Origin of the sequence: Prosthecobacter fusiformis (assembly GCF_004364345.1) — a bacterium.
Taxonomy (GTDB): domain Bacteria; phylum Verrucomicrobiota; class Verrucomicrobiia; order Verrucomicrobiales; family Verrucomicrobiaceae; genus Prosthecobacter; species Prosthecobacter fusiformis.
The window spans coordinates 34,609-58,820 of the sequence record NZ_SOCA01000013.1 but is presented as its reverse complement, the minus strand read 5'-3'; the positions used below and the strand labels follow the sequence as shown (position 1 = coordinate 58,820).

The following is a 24,212-nucleotide window of genomic DNA, read 5'->3' as shown; positions in this document are numbered from 1 at the left end:
CTTTTCGGCCCATTTTGCTTTCAAAAGTTTCATCCATGATAACCTGGGTGAAAGTTGATCCGCAGATTCCATGCAGGTCGTAATTGACTCAGGAAAGGCGGTGCGCCACGTACTGGGAGTCTGTTCTTAGTCCCCCGGCGCTGCCAGCCACGCCCTGTCCATGAAAAATATTCCCGCCAGCGCCTCCGCCCCTGTCTTTCCATTCGAACTCGTTCGTGCTGACCTCGAGATCGTCGAGAAAGCTATTCGCGAACAGTCCCGTGCCTTTGATCCGGCCGTGGAAGGATACGTGAGCTATGTGTGCCAGGCGGCAGGAAAGCGTATCCGTCCGGCTCTGGCTCTGCTGGCCGGTGGGGCCACGGGCGGCAAGACAGCGGACCACACGCGTCTCTCGGTTATTTTGGAAATGGTACACATCGCCTCCCTGGTGCATGATGACATCATGGACGGTGCCGCCACCCGGCGGGGTCTGCCGACTGCGGCTGCCAAATGGGGCAGTGCGCTGAGCGTGCTGCTGGGAGATGCCATCTTCGCCTACTCGCTGGAGCTGGCCACGGAATTTGAAGATACCCAGGTCTGCCGCAGCATCGCCAAAGCCTCACGCGATGTATGCAGCGGGGAGATTTTGCAGACGCAGCGCCGCTTTGACCTGAACCTCTCGGTGCCGGATTACCTGCGCATGATCGAGATGAAAACAGCGGCCCTCTTTGCCGCTGCTGCCGGGCTGGGCGCACGCCTCAATGGAGTGTCTGAGCAGGTGGAACACGCGCTTTACAGCTACGGGATGAAGCTGGGCACGGTCTATCAGATCTATGATGACTGCCTGGACCTAGTGGGAGATGAAAAGGAAGTGGGCAAGACCCTGCGCACCGACCTCATCAAGGGCAAGCTGACGCTGCCTATCCTTTATCTTCTGGAAGACGCCACGGATGCGCAGAAGCAGAAGCTGAACAAGATGCTGCTGAAGGGGGAGCCGATGGATACCTCCATCCTGGCCGGCATCGCTGACTATGAAGGGGCCATTGAGCGTGCAGTCACCTTTGCGCAAAACATGCTGAATGAAGCCCGTGCCGAGCTGATCTGCCTGGAAGAATCGGATTATAAGACCGCCTTTGATGAAATCGCCGGTTACCTGCATGCGCTGCTGAGCAATTGCCGGGAGTCGGTGTGAGCGGCGTCATCCTGCCATGATGATTTCGCTGTCGTTTCAGGACTGAACCCCGTTGGGGTTCGCGGATTGAAGGCGCCTGCGGGTCCTGTCCCCAGGATTGTGCCAATCCTGGGCTCAATTACGTAAGCCCGTTGGGCTTGGGGACGGAGATGTTTTTGCGCAAGACGGCCTCAAGTGCCCTTTGCTAATCACCTGCGTTTTTACTTCTTTGTGAAAATTGCTGTCGGGATTTACCATCTAGAAAGCGCCCTCGAAAGGGCGCTTTAGACAAGCCGGTTACAGGCCTTTTTCCCACAGCCAGGAGCTAGAGCGGGGCGGCACCTCGCAGGTCAGGCCGAATTGTTTGACGGCCCGTTCTTCCAGGTGGGCGATGGCTTCCTCCACACTGTCCGTCCAGCAGATGAGGTTTAGGTCCTCCGGGCTGATGGTGCCGTTGGTGACCATGCTGTCCACCAGGGCGCGAAGGTCTCCCCAAAACTCGGTACCCATGATGACGACGGGGAAGTTTCGGACTTTCTTGGTCTGGATGAGCGTCAGCGCTTCAAAGGCCTCGTCCAGGGTGCCGAAGCCGCCGGGCATGATGACGAATCCGTAGCTGTATTTCATGAGCAGCACTTTGCGAACAAAGAAGTATTTCATCGTCACCCAGCGGTCCAGGTAGGGATTGTGGCTCTGCTCAAAGGGCAGTTCAATGTTGCAGCCGACACTGCGGCCGCCCACATCTTTTGCCCCGCGATTGGCTGCCTCCATGATGCCGGGGCCACCGCCGGTCATGACGGTGAAACCTGCCTTCACGATGGCCGCGCCGATCTCGCGTGCCTTTTGATAATGCGGGTGGTCTTCCTGAAAACGGGCGGAGCCGAAGACGGTGATGCAGGGGCCGACGAAGTGCAGACCGCGAAATCCGCGCAGGAAATCTCCGATGACACTGAAAAGGATGCGCAGTTCCGTCAGGCGGTGATTGGGGCCCTGGAGAAGGGCGCGGTCAACCAACCGGTGGCAAAAGGCCTGCTGGATTTGCTTTTCACTCGGCGCTTGGGGTGGGGGTTGCGGGCTGGGGGCGGCGGCACCAGGTCGCCCCTCTTTATCGTGCATGGTGGGAGTTGGCATGGTTGTACTTTCTTTGACGCCTTATCCCCCCAATTCATTTAAAATACGTGGAGGGTGACGTGCGATATTCATGCAGCCTGCACACAAAACCATTTCTTGGCAGCATGTCGGTATGTGATTTTAGGAGGCTGATGCGCGTTCAAGTGAGATGCTACGAGTTCTATTGCTGATCGCTTTTTCCGCTGTCCTAGCTGCGGCCCAGACGAATGTCCAGACGGTGGGTGTGAAGGGGGATGGCCAGACGGATGATACGGTGGCCCTTCAGAAAGCGGTGGATGAATACGGCAGCCTGCTTTTCCCCAAAGGCACGTATAAGCTGACGCAAACCATCACGGTGGACCTGTCCAAAACAGGGTTGGTGGGCCTATCCGGGGATGGCACAGCGCGTTTCCTGATGACCGGGGCGGGACCGGCGTTTAGGCTCATCGGTCATCATGAGGGATCGGCGGCACCGACCCAGATGAAGCCTGAAATCTGGGAGCAGGAACGTACGCCGATGCTGAGCGGTTTTGAAATTTATGGCGCGCATCCCGAAGCGGATGGCGTGGAGGTGGGCGGGGCGATGCAGGTGACGCTGCACCGGCTGGTGGTGAGCAAGTGCCGCCACGCCATTCACCTGACGACTCGCAATCGCAACGTGATGATCAGCGACTGCCATTTGTATGACAACACGGGCATCGGTGTGTTTTTGGATAACGTGAACCTGCATCAGATCAACATCGTGGGCAGCCACATCAGCTACAATCGCGGCGGCGGGGTCGTCTCGCGCGGTGGCAATGTGCGCAACCTGCACATCGGCACCTGTGACATCGAGAGCAATCATTACGCGGATTCGCCACCCTCCGCCAATGTGGAGCTGGATTCTACCGGAGGCTCGATTGGCGAGGTGGCCATTACAGGCTGCACGCTTCAGCATACCAGCAAGGCGGCGGGATCTGCCAACATCCGCATCCTGGGAGCCGGGACCGATGCCAGCCTGGAGCGCCGCGTGGGCCGCGCACACACCCGCGAGGGGAATGTGACCATCAGCGCCAATGTGTTTAGCGATGTGAAGGTGAACATTGAGGTGAAGGACGCCCGTGGAGTGGTCATTACCGGCAACACTTTTTGGGAAGGCTTTGAGCACGATCTGCTGGCGGAAAATTGCGAGCATCTGATCGTGAGCAGCAACAATTTTGACCGCAATCCGCGTTATCTGGTGAACGGTTTCAAGGAGGCGGAAAACAACGGCATCGTTTTCAAAACCTGTACCGATAGTTCCTTCTCAGGCAACATCGTCGCCGGAGTGATGCGGAAACGTGCTGCGGTGGAGATCGTGGGCGGTCGCCGCCTGATGATTACGGGTAACAGCATCCTGGATAGCGATGGCGCAGGCCTGCTGCTGGAGCAGGTGGAGCAGAGCCTGATCAGCGATAACCTCATTCGCGATGACCGCGTCGAAGACGTGCGTTCCAAAGAACCCTCCCTGCTCATCCTCGGCGGGAACGATAACCAAGTCGGCGCGAACCTGCTGGGGAATGGGAAGCAGGTGAGGTGAGTGCGCTTTACTTCTGGCCGTAGTAGGCGCCGGGGCCGTGTTTGCGGAGGTGGTGCTTGTCGAGGATGTGGGTGGGGATGGGGGCTTGGTCGGGGTTTAGGGTGAGGGTGCCGAGGGCCATTTGGGCGCACATTTCCAGGGCGATGCTGTTTTGCAGGGAGTCCATGGCGGTCTTACCAAAGGTGAAGGGGGCGTGGTGGCGTTGCAGCACGGCGGGCATCTCCAGGGGGTGGAGGCCGAGCTCGCGCAGGCGCTGGACGATGGCGACACCGGTGTAGTGCTCGTAATCGGTTTCCACTTCTTCCGGGGTCAGGGCGCGGACGATGGGGACGCTGCCGTAGAAGTGATCCGCGTGGGTGGTGCCGTAGCAGGGGAGCTCACGCCCGGCCTGGGAAAACATGGTGGCATGCAGGCTGTGGGTGTGGGTGATGCCGCCGATCTGGGGAAATTCGCGGTAGAGATGCAGGTGGGTTTTGGTATCGGAGGAGGGGCGCAGTTTTCCTTCCACGAGGTTTCCCTCCAGGTCCAGGATGACGATGTCCTCCGGGGTGAGGCTGGCATAGTCAACACCGCTGGGCTTGATGCCCCAGAGGCCGGAGGCGCGGTCGATGCCGGAGACGTTTCCCCAGGTGAGGCGCACGAGGCCGCTGGGCTCCAGGGCGCGGTTGGCTTCGCAAACTTGGTTTTTGAGATCTGACAGGGTCATGGTGATCAGGATGATCCGGCGGGTGGGCGGGTATATCAAGAACGAGGATTCCGCTTTGCTCCGAGGGGGTGAACTTCATCTCGACGCTTTGCATCTCCCGTGCTACGCATCGGACCCCGCAGCCTCTGTGCGGGATTGTTTTCCCACCTCCATGGCCGTAGCTCCTTTCTCGAAGAATCCCTCTCAGATGACCGATGCTGAGATCGCCCAGTTGAAGATGCCGTATGCGCGGATTCTGGAGTATTTGAAGCCCTGGATGGGGCGTTTTATCCTCGGGGTGTTCATTGGCATCGTGGCCGCAGCTTTCAATGGCGTGCTCATCGTGGGCGTCTCGCTCATTTTCCAGCTCGTGCTGGATGGCGGGGCCAAGACGCTGGGTACACCGGTGCAATTGCCGGTCTTTGGAGAGGTGAATCTGGCTCAGGTACTGGGCATGGCCAATGATACGCCCGTGGGCCTGGGCGGGGTCATCATCGCCTGCGCGTGCATCCCGGTGCTGATGTTTCTCAACGGGTTCCTAGAATACTTGAACAAGTATTGTCTGGCCTGGGTGGGGACGAAGATGCTTTTCCACATCCGCAGCGATGTCTTCCGCAGTGTGTTGCGGCAGTCGCCCGCCTTCTTCAGCCATACCAAGGCCGGGGAGCTGATGCAGACGGTTTTCAACCAGTCGCGTGTGGCACAGTCGAACGCGGTGCAACTGGTGCAGTTGATCACCAACCGGCCGCTGACCATCGTCACCATCCTGTTTGTGCTGTTTTCCCAGGACTGGTTTTTCACCCTGATGTCCCTGGTTATTTTCCCTCTGTGCCTGGCACCGATCATCGCCATCGGTCGCAAGGTGCGGAAGTCTGGCTCGCGTGAGGAAAAAGAGGTAGGCACCATGATGACGACGATGCATGAATCCTTCACGGGTATCCGCTTGGTGAAAGGTTATGCGCGGGAGGAGTATGAGGTGAAACGGTTCGACAAAGCGAACGCGGAGATGTGCCGCAACATGCTACGTTGGACGCGGGCGATGGAGCTCATCGGCCCCATTGTGGAATCCGTGGCCTCCATCGGCATCGCTGCAGGGCTGGTGTATTTTTGGGTGCAGGAACGCAGTGCCAGCGAGCTGATCGTGCTGGTGATGGCGCTGACGAAAATCTACCCGCCGGCCAAGGAACTGAGCAAGGTGAATCTGCTCATGCAGAAGACGGTGTATGCGGTGAACAAGGTGGTGCACCTGCTGGAACGCGAGGCGGACATCAAGGATCTGCCGGGTGCGCCTGAACTGCCGCGCATCAAAGGCGGAGTCACCTTTGAAAACGTCTCCTTTGCGTATAGCAAGATCGACGGCAGCAAGCTGGACAAGGCTGCGGTCACGAACGTCAGCATGGAGCTGAGTCCGGGGAAATTCTATGCGCTGGTGGGGCCGAGCGGTGCAGGCAAGAGCACGCTCTTTTCCCTGCTGCTGCGCTTTTATGATCCAGACTCCGGGCGGGTACTCATGGATGGTACAGACATCCGCACCGTGACGCAGGACAGTGTGCGTGGAAACATCGGCCTGGTTAGCCAGGATACCTTCCTCTTCCACGATACCATCCGCGAAAACATCCGCTATGGCCGCCTGAATGCGACGGAGGAGGAGATCATTGCGGCGGCGAAGAAGGCGCATGCGCATGATTTCATCCAGGCCCAGCAGGGCGGGTACAATGCCATCGTGGGCGACTCCGGCTGCAACCTTTCTGGCGGGCAGAAGCAGCGCCTGTCCATCGCCCGTGCCATTTTGCGCAATGCGCCCATCCTGCTTTTGGATGAGGCCACCAGCGCCCTGGATACGGAGACGGAAAAGATCATCCAGGAAGCCATCCATGTGCTGTCCGAGGGGAAAACCGTCATCGCCATTGCCCACCGTCTTTCCACCATCATGCAGGCGGACCAGATCATCGTGATGAGAGATGGTGGGGTGGCGGACATCGGCTCCCACGATGAACTGCTGAAGAAAAGCGAGCTTTATCAGAAACTGTATTCCCTCCAGTTCCACGAATAAGCGGGCAGGGGAGGCGTGGGAAAGTCTGGGTCCGGGCTTGCCAGATCCGTGCAAATGTTAAAAGCTCGCGCCCTTCATGACTCCCACCGCCTCGAAACCTGAGATCACCCGCCTGCGGGACCTGACCACGCACCAGAAAAAGTCAGGGCTGGCCGCCTGGTTAGGCTGGCTGTTCGATGGGCTGGACATGCACATCTATACCCTGGTGGCGACGCCCTTTGTGGCGCTGCTACTGATGAAGGATGGGCTGGCAGCTTCACCCGGGGAGGTGGATACGAAGGCCTCCATCATCCAGGCGGCGTTCCTAGTGGGCTGGGCATTGGGCGGCGGGGTATTCGGCTGGATTGGCGACCGCCTGGGGCGCAGCCGTACGTTGGTGCTGACGATCTTGTTTTATGCGGGCTTTACCGGGCTGTCCTATTTCTGCACGGAATGGTGGCACCTGCTGATCTGCCGTTTTCTTTCCGCCCTGGGTATCGGCGGGGAATGGGCCGTGGGCGCTTCGTTGCTCTCTGAAACTTGGCCCAAGAAGTGGCGTCCATGGATCGCCGCCACCTTGCAGACAGCGGTGAATGTGGGCATCCTACTGGCATGTCTGGCGGGGGAGCTGCTGAAACATGATGAAAGCCATCGCAGCATTTTCCTGGTGGGCATTATCCCGGCCCTGCTGACCCTATGGATCCGCAAGGCGGTGCCGGAAACGGAGGAGTGGGAAGAAGCCCGACGCACGAGCAAGCCACCACGGATTCGCGAGCTCTTTGGCCCCCAAGTGGCCGGGGTCACCTGGCGTGTGCTGGTGATTTGCGCCGTCTCATTGACCGCGCATTGGGCTTTCATGTTTTGGCAGCAGAGCCTCATCCGCTCCCTCCCGGAGGTCAAAAACCTCTCGGGGCCGGACCAGACCAATGCGGTGGTGGTGGCGCTGATGTACATCATGATCGGCTCCATCTGTGGCAATTATCTGGCCGGTGCCCTGGCCAAGCTGATGGGGTATCGCCGCGCCATCACACTGATGCTGCTGACCTACGCCATCTGCATGCTGGCGGCCTTTTCCCAAGAATGGACGCACAGCCAGCTCCTGTGGTGGTATGCGGTCATCGGCGTGTGCCAGGGGGTGTTTGGCCTGTTCACCATGTGTCTGCCGCCGCTTTTCCCCACGCTGCTGCGCACGACGGGTTCCGGCTTTTGTTATAACATCGGCCGCATCGTCGCTGCAGCAGGTACGGTCCTGTTTAAACTGTATGCTCCGGTGGGGGACTACCGCATGGCCCTGTTTTATGCGGGTCTTCTGTTCATCCCCGCCTCTGCGGTCGCGCTGCTGCTGCCGGAGGAGAAGGAGGGGGTGTGAGGGGAGGTGTGAGGGCGTCCCGCCCTCAGTTTATGGGGGCGAGACGCCCCCACTCCTTGCACCTGCCCGCAGCGCAACCCAAGGAGTTGGGGCGTCCCGCCCCGACTGGGGACGCCTTGCTGGCTGCGCGGCTTTTTTCCTTCCCGCACATCAATGACCCGGCGTGAGGCCATCCGGGTCTCAGATGCAACGCGAGGACGCTGAAACATACTCAAAAACACCCCTGTGATGGGACAAGCGTAAAGATTTATGTAAATTCGTGTCAAAAAAGCCCAGGTGGGTGCCTTATACACATATCATGCCTTCGTCGCGTCCAGTTTCCTTGGTTTTCATGCTCGCACTCAGTGCTCAGGTTTCGGCCATTGAGCCGGAGTCGCTGAAGTTTTTCGAAAACAAAATCCGCCCGATTTTGGCGGAGTCCTGCTTTAGCTGCCATGGGGAAGAAAAGCAGAAGGGGGGGTTGCGGGTGGATAACTTGGCCTACCTGAACCACGGGGGAGATTCCGGCCCGGCGCTGATCGCGCATCAGCCGGATGAGTCTCTGCTGATGAAGGCGGTGAATTATGGCGATAGTGACCTGGAGATGCCGCCGGATGGCAAGCTGCCGGAGGACCAGATCGCCGCGCTGAAGCAGTGGATCGCCATGGGTGCGCCCTGGCCGGAGGCGGAAGTGGCCTCAGTGAAGCCTGCGCGCAAGCCGGGTGAATTCACCCAGGAAGACAAGGAATGGTGGGCCTTCCAGCCGGTGAAAAAACCGGCGGTGCCAGCGGCGAAGGCTGCGGGCAGCAACTCCCCCATTGATGCCTTTGTACAGGTGAAGCTGGCAGAAAATGGCCTGGAGGCTGCGAAAGAAGCCACGCCGGAGGAACTAGTGCGGCGCGTTTATTTTGACCTTCATGGTCTGCCGCCGACCCCGGAAGATGTGGCCACCTTTGTCGCCGAAGTGAAGGCGGAAAAAGCGGCCCCGAAGAAGGCTAAATCCGCCACGGCTTATGAGCGGCTGGTGGACAAGTTGCTAGCCAGCCCCCGCTACGGTGAGCGCTGGGGACAGCATTGGCTGGACCTAGCCCGCTATGCGGAATCCGAAGGTTACCGCCAGGATGCCTACAGGCCGAACGTGTGGCCTTATCGCGATTACGTGATCGAATCCTTCAACACTGACAAGCCTTACGACCAGTTCATGCGGGAGCAGATCGCCGGGGATGAAGTGGACCCGGCCAACCCGAAGGTATCCATCGGCACGGCCTTCCTGCGCCATAGTATTTACGAATACAACCAGCGGGATGCGGAGACGCAGTGGCAGAATATCATGAATGAGGTCACGGGTGTGACGGCGGATGTCTTCATGGGCATGAGTGTGCAGTGCGCGCAGTGCCATGATCACAAATTCGACCCCATCCTGCACAAGGACTACTTCCGCCTCCAGGCCTTCTTTTCAAACATCGTCTGGCCGGAAGACAAGCCCCTCGCCACTCCTGCTGAGATCAAGGCCTATGAGGAGCAGCTTGCCGCCTGGAAAGAAGCGGCCAAGGAGCCTCTGGCAGTCATCGACCGCATCATCGAGCCTCGCATTGCCGATGCCCAGAGACGGGCCATGGAGAAATTCCCCGCTGAAGTGGTGGCCATGTGGAAAAAGCCTGTCGCTGAGCGCAGTGCGTATGAGGAGCAAGTCGTCCGGCTGGCCTGGAGGCAGGCAGAGTTTGAGCGTTACCGCTTCAAGTCTGACAAGATCAAAGATCCTGAGCAATCACAGTTGAAAGCCGCCCAGGAGCAACTGGCTCAGTTTGATTCCCTGAAACCGAAGTCCCTGCTGACGGCTTTCATCATCGGTGAAACCGGTGGCCCTCCTGGCATCACGAAGTTCAAGGCGCGTCGTGTGGGGGATACCGTGGTGAATCCAGGGTTCCTTTCCATTTTGGACCCTTCGGATGCCGCCCTGCCGGAAATCTCCCCTGGCTCTGCCACAACCGGACGCCGCACCGTGCTGGCGAATTGGATGACCCGCGCAGACAATCCGCTGACCACCCGTGTCATCGTGAACCGGGTGTGGCAGTATCACTTTGGCCGCGGTCTGGTAGCTACCCCGAGCGACTTTGGCCGCCTGGGCGAAAAACCGACGCATCCTGAGCTACTCGACTGGCTGACCTCGGAGTTTGTGGAAGGCGGTTGGAAGTTCAAGCCGCTGCACAAAATGATCCTCATGTCCGCCACCTACCGGCAGACCGCCCAGCGTGCCCCGACGACGAAGGAACTGACGACGGACCCTGAAAACAATCTTCTGTGGCGCTTCCTGCCACGCCGTCTGGATGCGGAGCAGGCACGCGATGCCGCCCTGCTGGCCAGTGGTGAGCTGAATATGGACATGGGCGGTGTCAGCGTGCCAGCCACCCAGCCGCGCCGCAGCATTTATACCCGCAAGATTCGCAATACCCAGGATGAGTTCCTGGCCAGCCTGGATGCCCCTCCCGGATTCAGCAGCCTGCCCACACGTGATTCCACCACCACGGCCACCCAGAGCCTGCTCATGATCAATGGTGACTGGCCGCTGGAGCGTGCCCGTGCCATGGCCGTCCAATTGCTCAAATCCCAATATGGCACTGATGCGGAACTGGTGGACCGGGCCTACAGCATGGCCTTTTCCCGCAAGCCGACAGCCACGGAGAAAAAGGATGCGCTCAGCTTCCTGACCGCGCAGCGCACCCAGCTCAAGAGCGAACTGCCGACGAAACCTGCCGAGCCGCCTGCACTGGCTTCTGCCAGCAATTTCTTCGGCACCGCCGGGGCCTCCCGCACGGCGAAGACACTGGTCCATACTCCGGGCACCAGCCATGAAAAGCTGCGTGTGCATGAGACAGGCCGCATCGAAGGAAATGAATTCGCCCTGGAAGCCGTGGTGAACCTTAATCAGGTTTATCCCAGCGCCAGCGTCCGCACCATCGCCTCCCGGTGGGACAACAGCAAATCTGACCGGGGTTGGGCCTTGGGTGTCACAGGTTTAAAATCCGCCTATAAGCCGAACAACCTCATCGTCCAGCTCTCCGGTGATGATTTCCAGGGCACGCTGATGTATGAAGTGGTGGCTTCCGGTCTGCGTATTCCAGAGGGCAAGCCGTATTATGTGGCGGCTGCCATCAACAACGAACCTGCTGAAGGCCAGAAATTCGGCGGCACCATCACCTTTTATGCCCGGGACCTGAGCGATCCCAAGGCTGAGATGCAGAGCGTGACCGTCTCACACCAGGTCTGCGGCGGCTATACGAATGCTGAGCGCGGTCTGTATGTGGGGGGTCGTGACAAGGACAAGAACAACCTCTGGCACGGAGCCATCGCCCGGTTTGCCATGCGCCAGGGCAGCCTGGACGGCGGCAAGCTGATGGCCTGGGTGGGGGCCACCGATGCAAGCTGCGTGGTGGATGTGAATGCCGATATGGTCACCGAGATGCTGAAGGGCGACCCTAAAACAGCGTGGCGTTGGGAAAGTGCAGCGGCACCCGTTTCAACAAAAGGCCGCATGGATCCTGGTCAGGAAGCCGTGACAGATCTTTGCCACGTGCTGCTGAATGCCAATGAGTTCTTTTACCTCCATTGAGGTGGGGTGAAGGAGGGCACACAAGGAGTGAGGCCATCCTGGCCTCAGCAAGGGGGCGGGACCCCCTCGGTCCTTGGGGCTGAGGGGGGCCTGAGATGCCAGTTCCTAGTCTCGTCGAAACTAGGCGTTGTTTCACCAGTGGGGGTTTTGGCGAGCTAAAGCTCTGGAGTACTTTTGTCGCTGCCAGCGAATACTTCACCCTTCGGGATTATTCGGAAATTCGATTTCATGGGCGAATGGTGACGAATTTGACATAAAAATGGATAAACCATGGCTAAAAGCAGGATTTTAGATCAATAATTAAAAGGGGTTAAAGCTGACATTTTGCACTTTTTAATGATTTTTCAGCAAATCTGAGTGCTTTTGAGCGGAAAAGTTTGGTGTTCCTGGATGATTTCTTTGCCTTTGCTTTCATAACAACTATAATTGTTGGAATATATGGAATGGGGCACACCTGCTTTGGTCTTCTTGGCAACGACACTGGCTGTCGGTGGGGCTTGCCTTGGCTTCTTGAAGCGGCGCTATCATAACACCCATCATCACCTGCTGATTTTTGTTTTGGTCAGTGCCATCGGCTACTTGGCGACGATGCAGATCAACAAATGCACGCGCATCGTGGAAGATAGGCTGATGCAGTCCTGGATGGGCATCTCCCGGGTGTATGCGCACGCGGTGGAGCGATCCACGGAAAACATCCCGGCGATGAATGAGGATTCCCTGCGGCCCGTGGTGCAGCGGGCCAGGCAGCGACTGGGTTTTGAGGGGATGGATGTCCGCACGGCGACTTTGGTGGTGAAAAATGCGGATGGGCAGATGGTGAAGCACATGATGGGGGTGCAGAAGGAGGCCGACCGGCCAGTGATCAAAAAGGCCTATGAGGACAAGATCACAAGAGCCTTCCAGGGGGCTGAATACTGGTGTGACACACGTGGAAAAGCGGGGGTGGCTTTAGGGCTGATCTCACTGGTGCCGCTCCGCGACGATGTGGACACGGTGCAGGGCGTGCTGATGCTGGAATTTTTTCCCACCCGCTGGAATGTCGCGCGTGAGCGTGAGCAGTGGCGGGTGGTCGGCGAGTTTGGCGGGCTGCTGGTGATCTGCCTATGCCTGGGCGGTTTCCTGGTGGTGACCTCTGAGGCGCGCCGCCAGCGGGAGCTGGAAAAAGCGGTGCTGCCCTTGATGAAAGACATCGAGAGCCTGGATGGCATGGTCAATTCGGTCCAGGGGGTGGTGTGGGAGCGGCCTGCGGGCAGCGCTGGCTTCACCTATCTGAGCCAGAATGCAGATGGATACCTGGGTTTTGATCTGGACCGCTGGGGCTCTGAAACCGGATTTCTGGAAAAGATCATTCATTCGGAAGACCGGCAGCGGGTGATGGACTGCTGGAAGCAGGCGATCAAAGACCTGATCAAATACCATGTAGAATACCGCGTCGTAAGACCCGATGGAACGACGGCTTTCGTCAACGAATACGGCCAGGCGGCGAAGCTGATGCTGGATGGCAAGGTGCTGCGCGGTATCATTTTAGACATCACTGCCCAGCGGGAGCATGAGGCCAGCACGCAGGATCTGCATAAGATGATGGTGGAGGCCTCCCGCCAGGCGGGGATGGCGGAAATCGCCACCGGGGTGCTGCACAATGTGGGCAATGTGCTCAATAGCCTGAATGTGGGGGCCAAGCTGCTGGCTGAGCGGCTGAAAAAATCCCGCATGGACAAGCTATGCCAGGCCACCCAACTGGTGAAAGACAACCTGCCGGATAACCCGGATTTCTTCACGAATGACAAGCGCGGCCAGGTGCTGCCAGGGTATCTGGTGGACCTCTCCGCCTACCTGCGGGATGAGCAGAACCGGCTGGATGCCACCGTGAGTGACATGATCGAGCGCATCGAGCACATCCGGGATATGATCATGCTCCAGCAGTCCCACAGCACCGTGCGTACCCTCTGGGAGCCGCTGGATCTGGTGACGGTGATTGAGGATGCGCTGCGGCTGGAGACGGATGTCCACATCGCCCATCAGCAGATCCAGGTGGAGCGCCACTTCGCGGACCTGCCGCCCATCTATTCTGCCCGTGGGCTGCTGCTGCAAATTTTGGTCAACCTGCTGGCCAATGCCTGCCAGGCCATGGGGGACAGGCCCGTCGCTGAGCGGAAGCTGACGCTGCGCATCGTCCCGGTGGGGAATGAGAAGATCAACATCACGGTGGAGGACACCGGCTGCGGCATCCACCCCCGGAACCTGACAAACATCTTTACCCAAGGCTTTACGACCAAGACGGACGGCCACGGCTTCGGCCTGCATCACGCCTGCCTGCTGGCGCAAGATCTGGGCGGTGTACTGCGTGCGGAGAGTGACGGTCTGGGTAAAGGCGCACGCTTCACCCTGGAGGTGCCTTACCGCAAAGATTCCATTTCCTCACCCCAGTCAGGCTCAAGTTCTCCCGTCCAGTCTGCCTCGTCTCCTGCTTCAACTCTCTCACCGTGACCCCCGCATGAACCCGCCTCGTCCCCCCTCCGATTCTGCTGATGATCTGGTTTCACAGGATCCCCTGCATGTGAACCATCGCATCCTGATCGTGGATGATAACACGACCATCCATGAGGATTTTCGCAAGATTCTTTCGCCGACGGATTTTGGCGAAACTGACCTAAACATGGTGGAGTCAGCCGTGTTTGGTGATGCGCAGGCATCCAAGTCCATGCCAGACTTCGAGCTGGCCTTTGCCGCCCAGGGAGATGGCGCGGTGAAACTGGTAGAAATGGGCATCCAGCAGGGGCGTCCCTTCGCCCTGGCACTGGTGGATGTACGCATGCCACCGGGGATGGACGGCATCGCTACCATCAAGAGTCTTTGGCGCATCCAGCCGGATCTCCAAGTGGCCATCTGCACGGCCTATGCGGACTATTCCTGGGACGATATGGTGGACCATCTGGGGCTATCGCACCGGTTGATGATTTTAAAGAAGCCGTTTGACCCGATCGAGGTCATGCAGATCGCCAATGCGCTGACTTCCAAATGGGCGTTTGAGCGGGAATCTGCCCTGCGCCAGCTAGGTCTGCAGACGAAGCTGTGGGACAGCACTAAACGGGCGGAGGACGTGTATGCAAGGCTGCGCCAGGAGCACGATGACCGGGTGCGCCTGGAGCAGGACATCCGCAAAATGCAGAAGATGGATGCCCTGGGCGGACTGGCGGCAGGCATCGCCCATGATTTCAACAACGTGCTGACCGTCATCCAGGGACACCTGAGCATGAACCTGATGACCGGGGACCAGCCACCGGGCATCTCTGATTCCATGGGTGAGGTGCTGCTGGCCGCGCGGCGTGCTGCGGACCTGACCAAGCAACTGCTGAACTTTACCAGCCGGGATTACAAGGCCGCACGGCCCATGGTCTTGGCCGATGAGATCGAATCCGAAGTGGAACTGCTCCAGCGCACGCTGGGCAGCCAGGTGGAGCTGGAAGTTACCCATGCCCAAGACCTGCCGGAGGTGATGGCAGACCCAGGGTCGCTAGGACAAATCGTGGTCAACCTGGCCGTGAACGCCAGGGATGCCATGCCCAAGGGTGGAAAGCTGAGCATCAGCAGCCGCCATGTGCACCTGGCGGATGAAGAAGCAGCACGCGACGTGCATGCGGATGCACGCATCGGCCACTTCGCCCTGCTGAGTGTGAGCGATAACGGCACAGGGATGCCCCCGGAAGTGGTGAAGCAGATTTTTGATCCCTTTTTCACCACGAAGGAGCCGGGCCGCGGCACGGGCATGGGCCTGGCCATGGTGCGGGGACTGGCACGCCACATGGGCGGCTGGGTGACGGTGAACAGCGTGGTGGGCGTGGGCACGGACTTCCACATTTACCTGCCCATCGCTGGGGACGGGCTGGAGACCGGTACACCGCCTCTCTTCAATCATGATTTCGATGGCCTGCTGCATGATGTGTCACCCTGTACGCTTCTCATTGTGGATGATGACGCCAGCGTGCGGCATGTGATGAACTATGTGCTGGAAAACCAGGGCCACACCGTGCTGGCCGCCAAGGATGCGCATGAGGCGTGGCAGATGTGGCGTGCCCACCGGCATGGCATCAGCCTGGTCATTTCCGACATTAATCTGCCGGGCGATGCCAGCGGCTTTGACCTGGGCCGGGCCATCCTGGGGGATGATGCCACCCTGCCGATCATCTTTACCAGCGGCTACTGCCCGGACATCCTGGGCCAGACGACCTCTCTGCAACTGGGCATCAATTATCTGCCAAAACCCTTCGATGTGCTGGACCTGCTGAATGCAGTGGGACAGGCGCTGACCACGGGCATCTCACGGGGACTTCCCGTGCCCAAGAAACAGACGGCTAAGCTGGAACTGCCCCCGCAAAAAGTGTGAGGGCAGAGCGGGCCTGCGGTCAGGGGACCGCAGGCTGTGAATGACCTGCTTTGATGGCCGTGGAGAAACAGTTTTTTCTGTTGTCTTCAAAAGCCACTCTCTATGGTGGCGGCATACCCCTATGCCCATGACCATCTCTCCGGATCAATACGAGAAGCTCGGTGCCTTTTACCTCGGTCGTGGATACGACCTCGAAGCCAAGCAACTCCAGGATGACCTGGTGATGTATGATTCCAAGGACCTGGTCACCCATGGGGTGGTGCTGGGGATGACTGGATCCGGCAAGACGGGCCTGTGCCTGGCCCTGCTGGAGGAGGCCGCCATGGATGGCATCCCGCTCATCGCCATTGATCCCAAAGGAGACATCGGCAATGCACTGCTGACTTTCCCCAACCTGAGTGCTGAGGAATTCAAGCCCTGGGTGAATGCGGATGATGCGCGCCGCAAGGGCATCAGTGTGGATGACTTTGCCGCGCAGCAGGCGCAGCTTTGGACCAAGGGGCTGGCTGACTGGGGGCAAAGCGGTGACCGCATCCGCAAGCTACGTGAGACGGTGGACATGGCCATCTATACCCCCGGCAGCAATGCAGGCCTGCCCGTATCCATCCTCAGCTCACTGGACTGCCCGCCAGTCGCGGTGATGGAGGATGCGGAGACACTGGCGGACCGTATCGAAAGCACCGTCTCATCCCTGCTCGGCCTCATGGGTATCGAGGCGGATCCGGTGCAGTCGCCAGAGCACATCCTGCTTTCCAACATCATCGCCCAGGCCTGGAAAAAAGGGCAGAACGTGTCTCTGGAAAACCTGGTGCGCCACATCCAGCAGCCACCGCTGCGGAAGATCGGCGTGGTGGATATCGAGACCTTTTTCCCAGAGGCTAAACGCACCGCTCTGGCCATGAAGCTGAACAACCTCATCGCCTCGCCCGGCTTTGCCACCTGGCTGGAGGGGGAGCCGCTGGACATCCAGCGCATGTATTACACCCCGGAGGGGAAGCCGCGCATCACCATCTTTAACATCGCCCACCTGGGGGATAGCGAGCGCATGTTCTTTGTCTCCTTGTTGTTGAATCAATTGTTAGGCTGGATGCGCAGCCAGCAGGGCACCACCTCCCTGCGTGCCATGTTTTACATGGATGAGATCTATGGCTACCTGCCGCCCACGGCCATGCCCCCATCGAAGAAGCCGATGATGATCCTGCTTAAGCAGGCGCGTGCCTTTGGCCTGGGCCTGCTGCTGGCCACGCAAAACCCCGTGGACCTGGATTACAAAGCGCTGGCGAACATCGGCACCTGGTGGATCGGCCGCCTGCAGACGGAGCGCGACAAAGCCCGCCTCTTAGATGGCCTGGAAGGAGCCATCAGCAGCAGTGGCGGAAAATTCGACCGCAAGACCCTGGAGACCTCCATCTCTGGTCTGGGCAACCGTGTCTTCCTGATGAACAACGTGCATGAGGATGGCCCCGCCATCTTCCACGTGCGCTGGATCATGAGCTACCTCAGCGGCCCCCTGGCGCGCGAGCAGGTGAAGCGTCTCATGGACCCGCTGCGCCCTGCCGCAGGCAGTGCTGCGCCTGCCGGTGAGGATGATGGCTTCCTGCCCCCCGGTGCCACCGCAGCCCCTGCGGCTGACCGCAACACCATCAAACCCAAGCTGCCCGAAGGCACGGCGGAATACTTTTTATCGTCGGATATTTCTTGCGATACTCTTTGTTATGTGCCGGCCATCCTGCGCAGTGCGGAAGTGAACTTTGACGACACCCGCCGGAAGATCAGCGGCCGCAGTACGGTCACACTCATCAATCTGATCGATGTGGAAAACCAGCGCGTGCTTTGGGATAAGTTTGTGGACATCCCTCGTGATGTGGACCTGGGCGGCTGGGATGCGGACGCTACCGATGGTGCCGAATACACGGACCTGCCCGGTGCGGCCATGAAGTCCAGTACCTATACGAGCATCAAGAAAGACTATGTGGACTGGGTATATTCCAATCACACCATGCATGTGAGCTTTAGCCCGCTGCTGGAGGTGTATTCCAACCCCGGCGAAAAGGTGGATGAGTTCAAAGCCCGCATCACCCAGACTGCCCGTGAGCTGCGTGACCAGGCCGTAGAAACCCTGCGTGAAAAAACCGCCAAGGCGCTCAAAGCCCTGGAGGAAAAAGCCATCCGCGCACAGACAAAGGTGGATACCCAAAAAGGCCAGGCCACCAGTGCCAAGCTCTCCACCGCCGTCTCCATTGGCAGCAGTTTGTTAGGTGCGTTTTTTGGCCGCAAAGGGGGTCTCGCTTCCGTGGCCAAGGCCAGCACCGTCACCAGTGCCGCCCGGGTCATGCGCGAATCCCAGGAAGTGGCCGCTGCGGAGGCCGAACTGGGCCGCATCCAGACGGACATCCAGGAACTGGAAAAGGAGCTGGCCGATGACACCCAAAAGATCCGGGACCAGTATGATCCCACCGCCTTGGTCCTGGAAACCGTCAAGCTCACCCCCGTGAAAACCAAGATCCAGCCGACCGCCATCGGCATCCTCTGGCTGCCGCATGAACGCACTGGCGGGGAATTGCGCAAAGCCTGGGCTTAAAGACGGCAAAAGACCCTAACGGGAAGTTGAGCCGGGAACCGTGCGTATCAATCGTTTGATCGGTACAAATCGGCCCTATCCATCTGCAGGTGTCGAAAAATACACGAACTGTAATAAGCCAGCCACTTATTGACACGACCATTGTGCACCTTACGTTCGAATTGATTATGAACGGAAACAGTGACCATCACGGTTTCCGGTCAGAATTATCTCAACCTATCCCAAATTATGAAACCAACCATTCTGGCCCTCCTCGCCCTCTCCGCCGTTTTCACGGTCGCCTGCAACAAGGAAAAGGCAGCAATCGAAGACCGCAAAGATGCCGCCAAAGAAGCGATTGATGACCGCAAAGATGCTGTGGAAGACGCTGCCTCTGATGCCAAAAAGCAGGCTGAAGTGAAAGCCGACATGGACAAAAACAACATCGAAGCCGCCAAAGAAGCCGCTCAGGCCCAGGCCGATGCGGACAAAGCCAAAGTGGACGCTGCTGCTGAAGCCGCCAAAGCCAAGGTGGACTCTGACAAGGCCGCCGCTGAAGCCGCTAAAGAAGCTGCTGATGAGTCCGCCAAGGCCCAGGCCGAAGCTGACAAAGCTGCTGCTGACGCTGCCAACGAGGCCGCTAAAGCCAACGCCGGCGCACAGAACTAATCCCTGATTTAAGTACGGCTAGCCCCACTCTGTGGGAACCTCGCCCCCGCTTATCTCATCCCAGCCCGCATACTTCCAGTGTGCGGGCTTTTTTGTTGGTGAGAGAAGCACTGAGTGAAGCCTGCCAAAGTACTCCAGAGCTTTAGCTCGCCAAAACCCCCGCAGCAGATGCGACGCCCGGCCTCGTCAGCTTTGCATTCTGAGTGTGGGGATGCATGACGCATCGCTGTGACAAGGAGTGAGGCCATCCTGGCCTCAGCATGGGGGCGAGACGCCCCCACTCCTTGCAAAGGCCAGCAGCCAAACCCAAAGTGTAGGAGCGTCCCGCCTCGACAAGGCGCACTCCCAGATACGAGTCTTGTTGTCTGCTCCCAGCCTTTTAGATTCGGAATTCTATCCGTGATGGGCTATAAAGAATGCTGAGATCCAGGGATGGGGAAAGTCTTGCCTCACGCCGGATCGATAAGAACAAGTGTGCATGAGGTGATGTTTATTGCTAGAAAGCGGGCTGCCAAACCGCTAACTAGCTGTATTCCCCCCATGATTTTCATTTCTGCTGATGTTGTGGCTCTTTCCAGGGCTGTGTTGTGTGCTGCCGTTGTGGCTAGTGTTGTTTCCTGCGCAGGACCTCAGAAAGTGACTGAGGCAGATGCGGCCCTATTCGACCTGCCGCTGGCTGAGCGAAAGGCACGCTTTCCCCAGGTGCAAAATGTAGGCGTGGTGGAGCTGTCCGGTGCCCGGATGAAAACGCGGGCGTTCAAAGGCGCGGCGGATGAAAAGGAATACTTGGCCACAGGTGGTGCCCTGCTGGTGAAGAAGGTGGACCCACCCATCCTGGCCCAGGCCCCGGAGATCCTGGTCACCCCGGATGCCGCGATCTTGAAAGGTCGTCAGGCGATGGTGAAGCATGAGGGTCGCCTAATCACAGGCGGAGCGGACAGCACGGAGATCGTGATCGACGGGACCCAGGTGAACATTGAGGGGCCTCATAGCATCCGCAATTTGACCACCGGCAAAACCATACTCATCGGCGCGGTCCAGCCGCCCGTGGAGAAACCCGCCCCGCAGACCCCGCCTGCGCAGCCTGAAGTAAAAATCGAACCCAAGCCGGTGGTGAAAGCCGTGGCCGCTGCTCCTGAAGTGAAGAGTGTGTCCAAGCCCGAGGCAAAAAGTAAGTCGAAGCCTCAATCGAAACCTGTGGCGGTGACCCCAGAGAAAACCAAGCCTGCCCCAGCGGCTACGCCTGCACCAACGCCTGTAGCTAAGCCCCCCGTCGTCCGTTCCGCACCCGTCGTCGCAGTGAGCAAACCCGTCTCAAAACCGGCCGCAACGCCCCCCGCCAAGCCCGTGAGCAAACCCGCACCCCAGGTGGACCGTAAAGAACTGCTGAACCTGATGCGCGAGCCCTCAGAGTGAGCGACCGCAAAAGTACTCCTGAAGCTTTAGCTGGCCAAAACTCCCTCACCAGATGCGACCTCTTAGGGTGCGGAGGGCGAAGCTGAAACCAAGGAGTGGGGCGTCCCGCCCCCATGCTGAGGCCAGGAAGGCCTCACATCCTGCCTTGATCAGCGGAAAGGAATAGATCCATGCAGCAAGCGGGGTGCACCCCAGTCGGGGCGGGACGCCCCAACTCCTTGGGTTGCGCGTTGCAACCTCTTAGGGTGCGGAGGGCGAAGCTGAAAACAAGGAGTGGGGGCGTCCCGCCCCCATGCTGAGGCCAGGAAGGCCTCACATCCTGCCTTGATCAGCGGAAAGGAATAGATCCATACAGCAAGCGGGGTGCACCCCAGTCGGGGCGGGACGCCCCAACTCCTTGGGTTGCGCGTTGCGAGCATGCGCAAGGGGTGAGGGCGAAGCTGAAAACAAGGAGTGGGGCGTCCCGCCCCCATGCTGAGGCCAGGAAAGCCTCACATCCTGCTCCCATACGCTGCGACAGCGATTCACCCATCCCCAAGGCGAATAAACGGGGGCGTCGTTTTGAATGCGGGCGTTACGAGTTAAATCGCTGGAGCACTTGGGCTCTCGCTGGCCTTGGCCTTTAGCAGGTCGCGGATCTCGGTGAGGAGTTTGACGTCTTCCGGTGGGCCTGAGGGGATGACGGGCTCGGGGGGTTTGGCGCGGAGGGTGCGGAGTTTGTTGATGGGCTTCACAAAGATGAAGAACACGACAGCGGCCAGGAGGACGAAATTTAAGACGCCATTGCCCAGATCCCAGATGCCCTGGACCAGGGAGGGCCAGCCGTCCTCTCCTTTGATGACATTGACCACAGGGCCGATGACGCCTTTCACCACTCCATCTACGAGCTTGCTGAAGGCACCGCCGATGACGACGCCCACGGCGAGGTCGATGATGCTGCCGCGCATGACGAATTCTTTAAACTCTTTAACGATACTCATGATGGAGGGTGGATTGGGTTTGTGGGTCAGGACTCGACCTGATGAATGGTGAAATGACCAGCCATTTCTTTGCCAAAGTGGGAGGGATTTGTCTCCATGTGCATGCGCCGCATGAGGATGAGGGCCTGCTTTTCTAAAGTCACCCGTAGGGAGTGCTGACCTGCGGTCCAGACCTCCGTCTCCGTCCAGCGCGGGTGATGGCGGAAGGAGGCCTGGGAGGGGGCGTAATGGGCCAGGCGGCCGATGTTTTTATCGATGAGTTCTGACTGCGCTTCTCCGGTGAGGTGAGCCACGGCGACATGGCAGCCCAGCTCCACGGCGCGGGCGGAGGCGCAGCGGTCCACACGCTCCACGCCCAGGATGGTCTCCGTGGCGCTGGGGCAGAGGATGAGGTCCACGCCGTCACTGCGCAGGCGGGCGGAGATTTCCGGAATCTCGATGTCCAGGCAGATGACGACGGCGATGCGGAAGCCCTGAAACTCCCACAAATAAAGGATGCCGCCGGGGCTGAAGTCCTTTTCCCAGGGGGTGAGGTGCAGCTTATCCTGATGGCTCAGCTGTCCGCCATTGAGGATGGGCGCACGGTTAAACACACGATGGGTATGCGGATCTGCAAAGGGCACGCTGCCTAAAATGACGGCCTTGCCCGGCTGGCTGAGCTGTGTGCGCAGGCCGGGCATGAGGGTGCCCCAAAAGGTGCAGGAAACGGTGTGGTAGATACTGGCATCGTCCGGGCTTTTTTGGACCCGGGCTTCCAGGCCCATCCAGGTGAATTCCGGTAGCAAGACCAGATCTGCACCGTCCTCCCAGGATTTTCGCACCAAGCGCACGACTTCATCGGCATAGGCCTGGGGGCTTTCACAGGGATAGCCTGGATCAAAGGTGAGGAGATCAAGTATCATGAGTCATGGATGCAGATCCAAAACAACAGGAACGGTTTACACCCGTCAAGGTTACCTCAGTTCCTTGGTCCAAAAACTGAGTGTTTTTGCGGAAGGTGTCTCTTCCGTCACTTCCTTCCACTCCAGCACGGCCTGCATCTGCGGCTGCCGGGCATACCCCTGCGCCAGCCAAAATTCATCCAGCGGACGGTAGAGGGCTGGCCTGAGCGGATGGTCCTCCGGACGGTCCACGGCGCAAAAAGCGGCCAGTGTCAGCCCCAGGGTGCGGGCATGGCTTTCGCGATGTTTAAAGAACTGCTTGCCCAGGCCACGCCCGCGATATTGGGAAAGCAGGATGGATTCCCCCAGGTAGCAGACGCGGGAGATGTCCTCCCCCGTTTTGATGAAGGGCTCCTGAAAGGCTGCGGCCTCATCCTTCAGCGGGATGCAGGTGGTGGCTCCCACGACGGCATCCCCATGGATGGCCAGCACGACCAGGCTCTGTGGGCAGTCCACATAGACCTTTAAATAATCCCGCTCATACTCCAGGCTGCCATCATACAGGTAGGGATAGTCCCGGAAAACGGTGATGCGCAGCGCACCCAGAGCATCCAGGTAGGGTTCGATTTCCTTTCCATGGACATTGACGAGGCGCAGCATGACAGGGGTAAACGTGTGATGGGTGTAAGGTTTTACGCGTGAGTGAGACAATTTGAGTGCAGGAAATGCCCGGATGCGCGCATCTGCCTCCCTGTGGGGAATTCGGGGCTTTTTCAAGGCTTGAATGAGGATGGGATTCGAATGATCATCCCGACCGATGAATCCCCCCTCCATCCTCTGGCTGAATGGCAGCCTGCAAGCTGCGCATGAGGCGCGTCTTTCACCCCTGGATCACGGCCTGCTGGTGGGGGATGGCGTCTTTGAAACCCTCGTCGTGCGGGCCGGACAGCCCTTTGCCGGGGCGGAGCATTACGAGCGGCTGGCGCGCTCCTGCCAGGCCACCGGGCTGGTCTGCATTACCGAGGCTGTTTTTTATGAAAGCATCCGCGCCGTCACGCAGGCCAATGGCCTCCAGGATGCACGCGTGAGGATCACCCTCACCAGTGGAGACGGGCCGCTGGGGTCCGATCGTGGGGCAGGGCAGGGGACCGTACTGGTGGTGGCCACGCCATTGAAACCCTGGCCGCCGACAGAGAACGTCTATCTGGCCCCCTGGACACGCAACACGCGCAGCGCCCTGGCCGGGGTGAAAAGCGTCTCCTATGGGGAAAATGTGCGTGCCCTTTTGTATGCGAAGGAGCGCGGCTGTGGAGAGGCCCTGCTGGCCAATGAGCAGGACCAGCTCTGCGAAGGCACCGGCTCCAACGTCTTTGTCGTGGTGCAGGGTCAGCTCAAGACACCGCCCCTAGCCTCCGGCTGCCTGGCCGGCATCACCCGTCAGCTTGTTTTAAGAGCCTGCGAAAAGGCTGGCATCGTCTATCAAGTGGTGGACATGCCCAGCGCAGTCCTGGAGGAATGCGAAGAAGCTTTCCTCACCTCCTCCACACGGGATGTGCACCCCATCGCCACCCTCAGCGGTCGCACCCTCCAGGCTCCTGGCCCGGTGACACAGCGTGTGCAGCAGGCCTTTGCAGAGATGTATGGTTGATCCCCCAGGGCCTCCAACCATTCACCCCAGGAATTGCCTATTCCTGACCCGAATAACCGGGACCACCCCTGCTGTCCCCAGAGACCGCATACAGGCCCCTGGACCCAAGTAAACGCGTCCCGCGCCCTGAATTTTACGAAATAAGGGAGAGCTGCGCATGCCATAAGAAGTTTCTTTGTTT

The 24,212-nt window shown here is 59.1% G+C and carries 16 protein-coding genes; 11 read left to right on the top strand and 5 right to left on the bottom strand.

The window, feature by feature from the left end:
- The first annotated feature begins 160 nt into the window (after positions 1-160).
- Complete coding sequence (locus EI77_RS21320; protein ID WP_133797342.1) at positions 161-1,171, top strand: polyprenyl synthetase family protein; 1,011 nt, start codon at positions 161-163, stop codon at positions 1,169-1,171.
- A gap of 276 nt (positions 1,172-1,447) precedes the next feature.
- Here the strand turns inward: EI77_RS21320 and EI77_RS21315 are convergent, their stop codons facing one another.
- Complete coding sequence (locus tag EI77_RS21315; RefSeq protein WP_208300439.1) at positions 1,448-2,281, bottom strand: LOG family protein; 834 nt, start codon at positions 2,279-2,281, stop codon at positions 1,448-1,450.
- A 148-nt stretch (positions 2,282-2,429) separates the two neighbouring features.
- Here EI77_RS21315 and EI77_RS21310 point away from each other — a divergent pair, with 148 nt between their 5' ends.
- Complete coding sequence (locus EI77_RS21310; protein WP_133797341.1) at positions 2,430-3,818, top strand: right-handed parallel beta-helix repeat-containing protein; 1,389 nt, start codon at positions 2,430-2,432, stop codon at positions 3,816-3,818.
- 7 nt (positions 3,819-3,825) lie between these two features.
- Here the strand turns inward: EI77_RS21310 and araD are convergent, their stop codons facing one another.
- Positions 3,826-4,524 (bottom strand): L-ribulose-5-phosphate 4-epimerase AraD, encoded by a 699-nt coding sequence (gene araD, locus EI77_RS21305; protein ID WP_133797340.1) that lies wholly within the window; start codon positions 4,522-4,524, stop codon positions 3,826-3,828.
- 151 nt (positions 4,525-4,675) lie between these two features.
- Here araD and EI77_RS21300 point away from each other — a divergent pair, with 151 nt between their 5' ends.
- The 8 genes from EI77_RS21300 (at position 4,676) to EI77_RS21265 (ending at position 20,522) form a co-directional block, all read left to right on the top strand.
- Positions 4,676-6,556: an ABC transporter ATP-binding protein gene (locus EI77_RS21300; protein WP_166647427.1), complete on the top strand. Its 1,881-nt coding sequence runs from the start codon at positions 4,676-4,678 to the stop codon at positions 6,554-6,556.
- Positions 6,557-6,632: 76 nt separating this feature from the next.
- The gene (locus EI77_RS21295) at positions 6,633-7,904 is read left to right on the top strand and encodes an MFS transporter (RefSeq protein WP_133797338.1); all 1,272 of its coding nucleotides are present in this window, start codon (positions 6,633-6,635) and stop codon (positions 7,902-7,904) included.
- Between the two features lie 331 nt (positions 7,905-8,235).
- The gene (locus EI77_RS21290; RefSeq protein WP_166647426.1) at positions 8,236-11,493 is read left to right on the top strand and encodes a PSD1 and planctomycete cytochrome C domain-containing protein; all 3,258 of its coding nucleotides are present in this window, start codon (positions 8,236-8,238) and stop codon (positions 11,491-11,493) included.
- Between the two features lie 438 nt (positions 11,494-11,931).
- Complete coding sequence (locus EI77_RS21285; protein WP_133797336.1) at positions 11,932-13,980, top strand: sensor histidine kinase; 2,049 nt, start codon at positions 11,932-11,934, stop codon at positions 13,978-13,980.
- A 7-nt stretch (positions 13,981-13,987) separates the two neighbouring features.
- Positions 13,988-15,877 (top strand): response regulator, encoded by a 1,890-nt coding sequence (locus EI77_RS21280; RefSeq protein ID WP_133797335.1) that lies wholly within the window; start codon positions 13,988-13,990, stop codon positions 15,875-15,877.
- A gap of 127 nt (positions 15,878-16,004) precedes the next feature.
- Positions 16,005-18,458: an ATP-binding protein gene (locus EI77_RS21275; RefSeq protein ID WP_208300438.1), complete on the top strand. Its 2,454-nt coding sequence runs from the start codon at positions 16,005-16,007 to the stop codon at positions 18,456-18,458.
- 228 nt (positions 18,459-18,686) lie between these two features.
- Entirely contained in the window at positions 18,687-19,106 is a 420-nt protein-coding gene (locus EI77_RS21270; protein ID WP_133797333.1) for a hypothetical protein, read from the top strand.
- A gap of 540 nt (positions 19,107-19,646) precedes the next feature.
- Positions 19,647-20,522 carry a hypothetical protein gene (locus EI77_RS21265; protein WP_133797332.1) on the top strand — a complete coding sequence of 292 codons (876 nt, stop codon included), beginning with the start codon at positions 19,647-19,649 and terminating at the stop codon, positions 20,520-20,522.
- 581 nt (positions 20,523-21,103) lie between these two features.
- Here EI77_RS21265 and mscL read toward each other — a convergent pair.
- The 3 genes from mscL to EI77_RS21250 are packed head-to-tail and all read right to left on the bottom strand — an operon-like array spanning position 21,104 to position 23,043.
- Complete coding sequence (gene mscL / locus EI77_RS21260; RefSeq protein ID WP_133797331.1) at positions 21,104-21,502, bottom strand: large conductance mechanosensitive channel protein MscL; 399 nt, start codon at positions 21,500-21,502, stop codon at positions 21,104-21,106.
- Between the two features lie 26 nt (positions 21,503-21,528).
- Positions 21,529-22,404: a nitrilase-related carbon-nitrogen hydrolase gene (locus tag EI77_RS21255; protein ID WP_133797330.1), complete on the bottom strand. Its 876-nt coding sequence runs from the start codon at positions 22,402-22,404 to the stop codon at positions 21,529-21,531.
- A gap of 51 nt (positions 22,405-22,455) precedes the next feature.
- Positions 22,456-23,043: a GNAT family N-acetyltransferase gene (locus EI77_RS21250; RefSeq protein ID WP_133797351.1), complete on the bottom strand. Its 588-nt coding sequence runs from the start codon at positions 23,041-23,043 to the stop codon at positions 22,456-22,458.
- 157 nt (positions 23,044-23,200) lie between these two features.
- Here EI77_RS21250 and EI77_RS21245 point away from each other — a divergent pair, with 157 nt between their 5' ends.
- Entirely contained in the window at positions 23,201-24,031 is an 831-nt protein-coding gene (locus tag EI77_RS21245) for an aminotransferase class IV (protein ID WP_133797329.1), read from the top strand.
- The last annotated feature ends 181 nt before the right edge of the window (positions 24,032-24,212 follow it).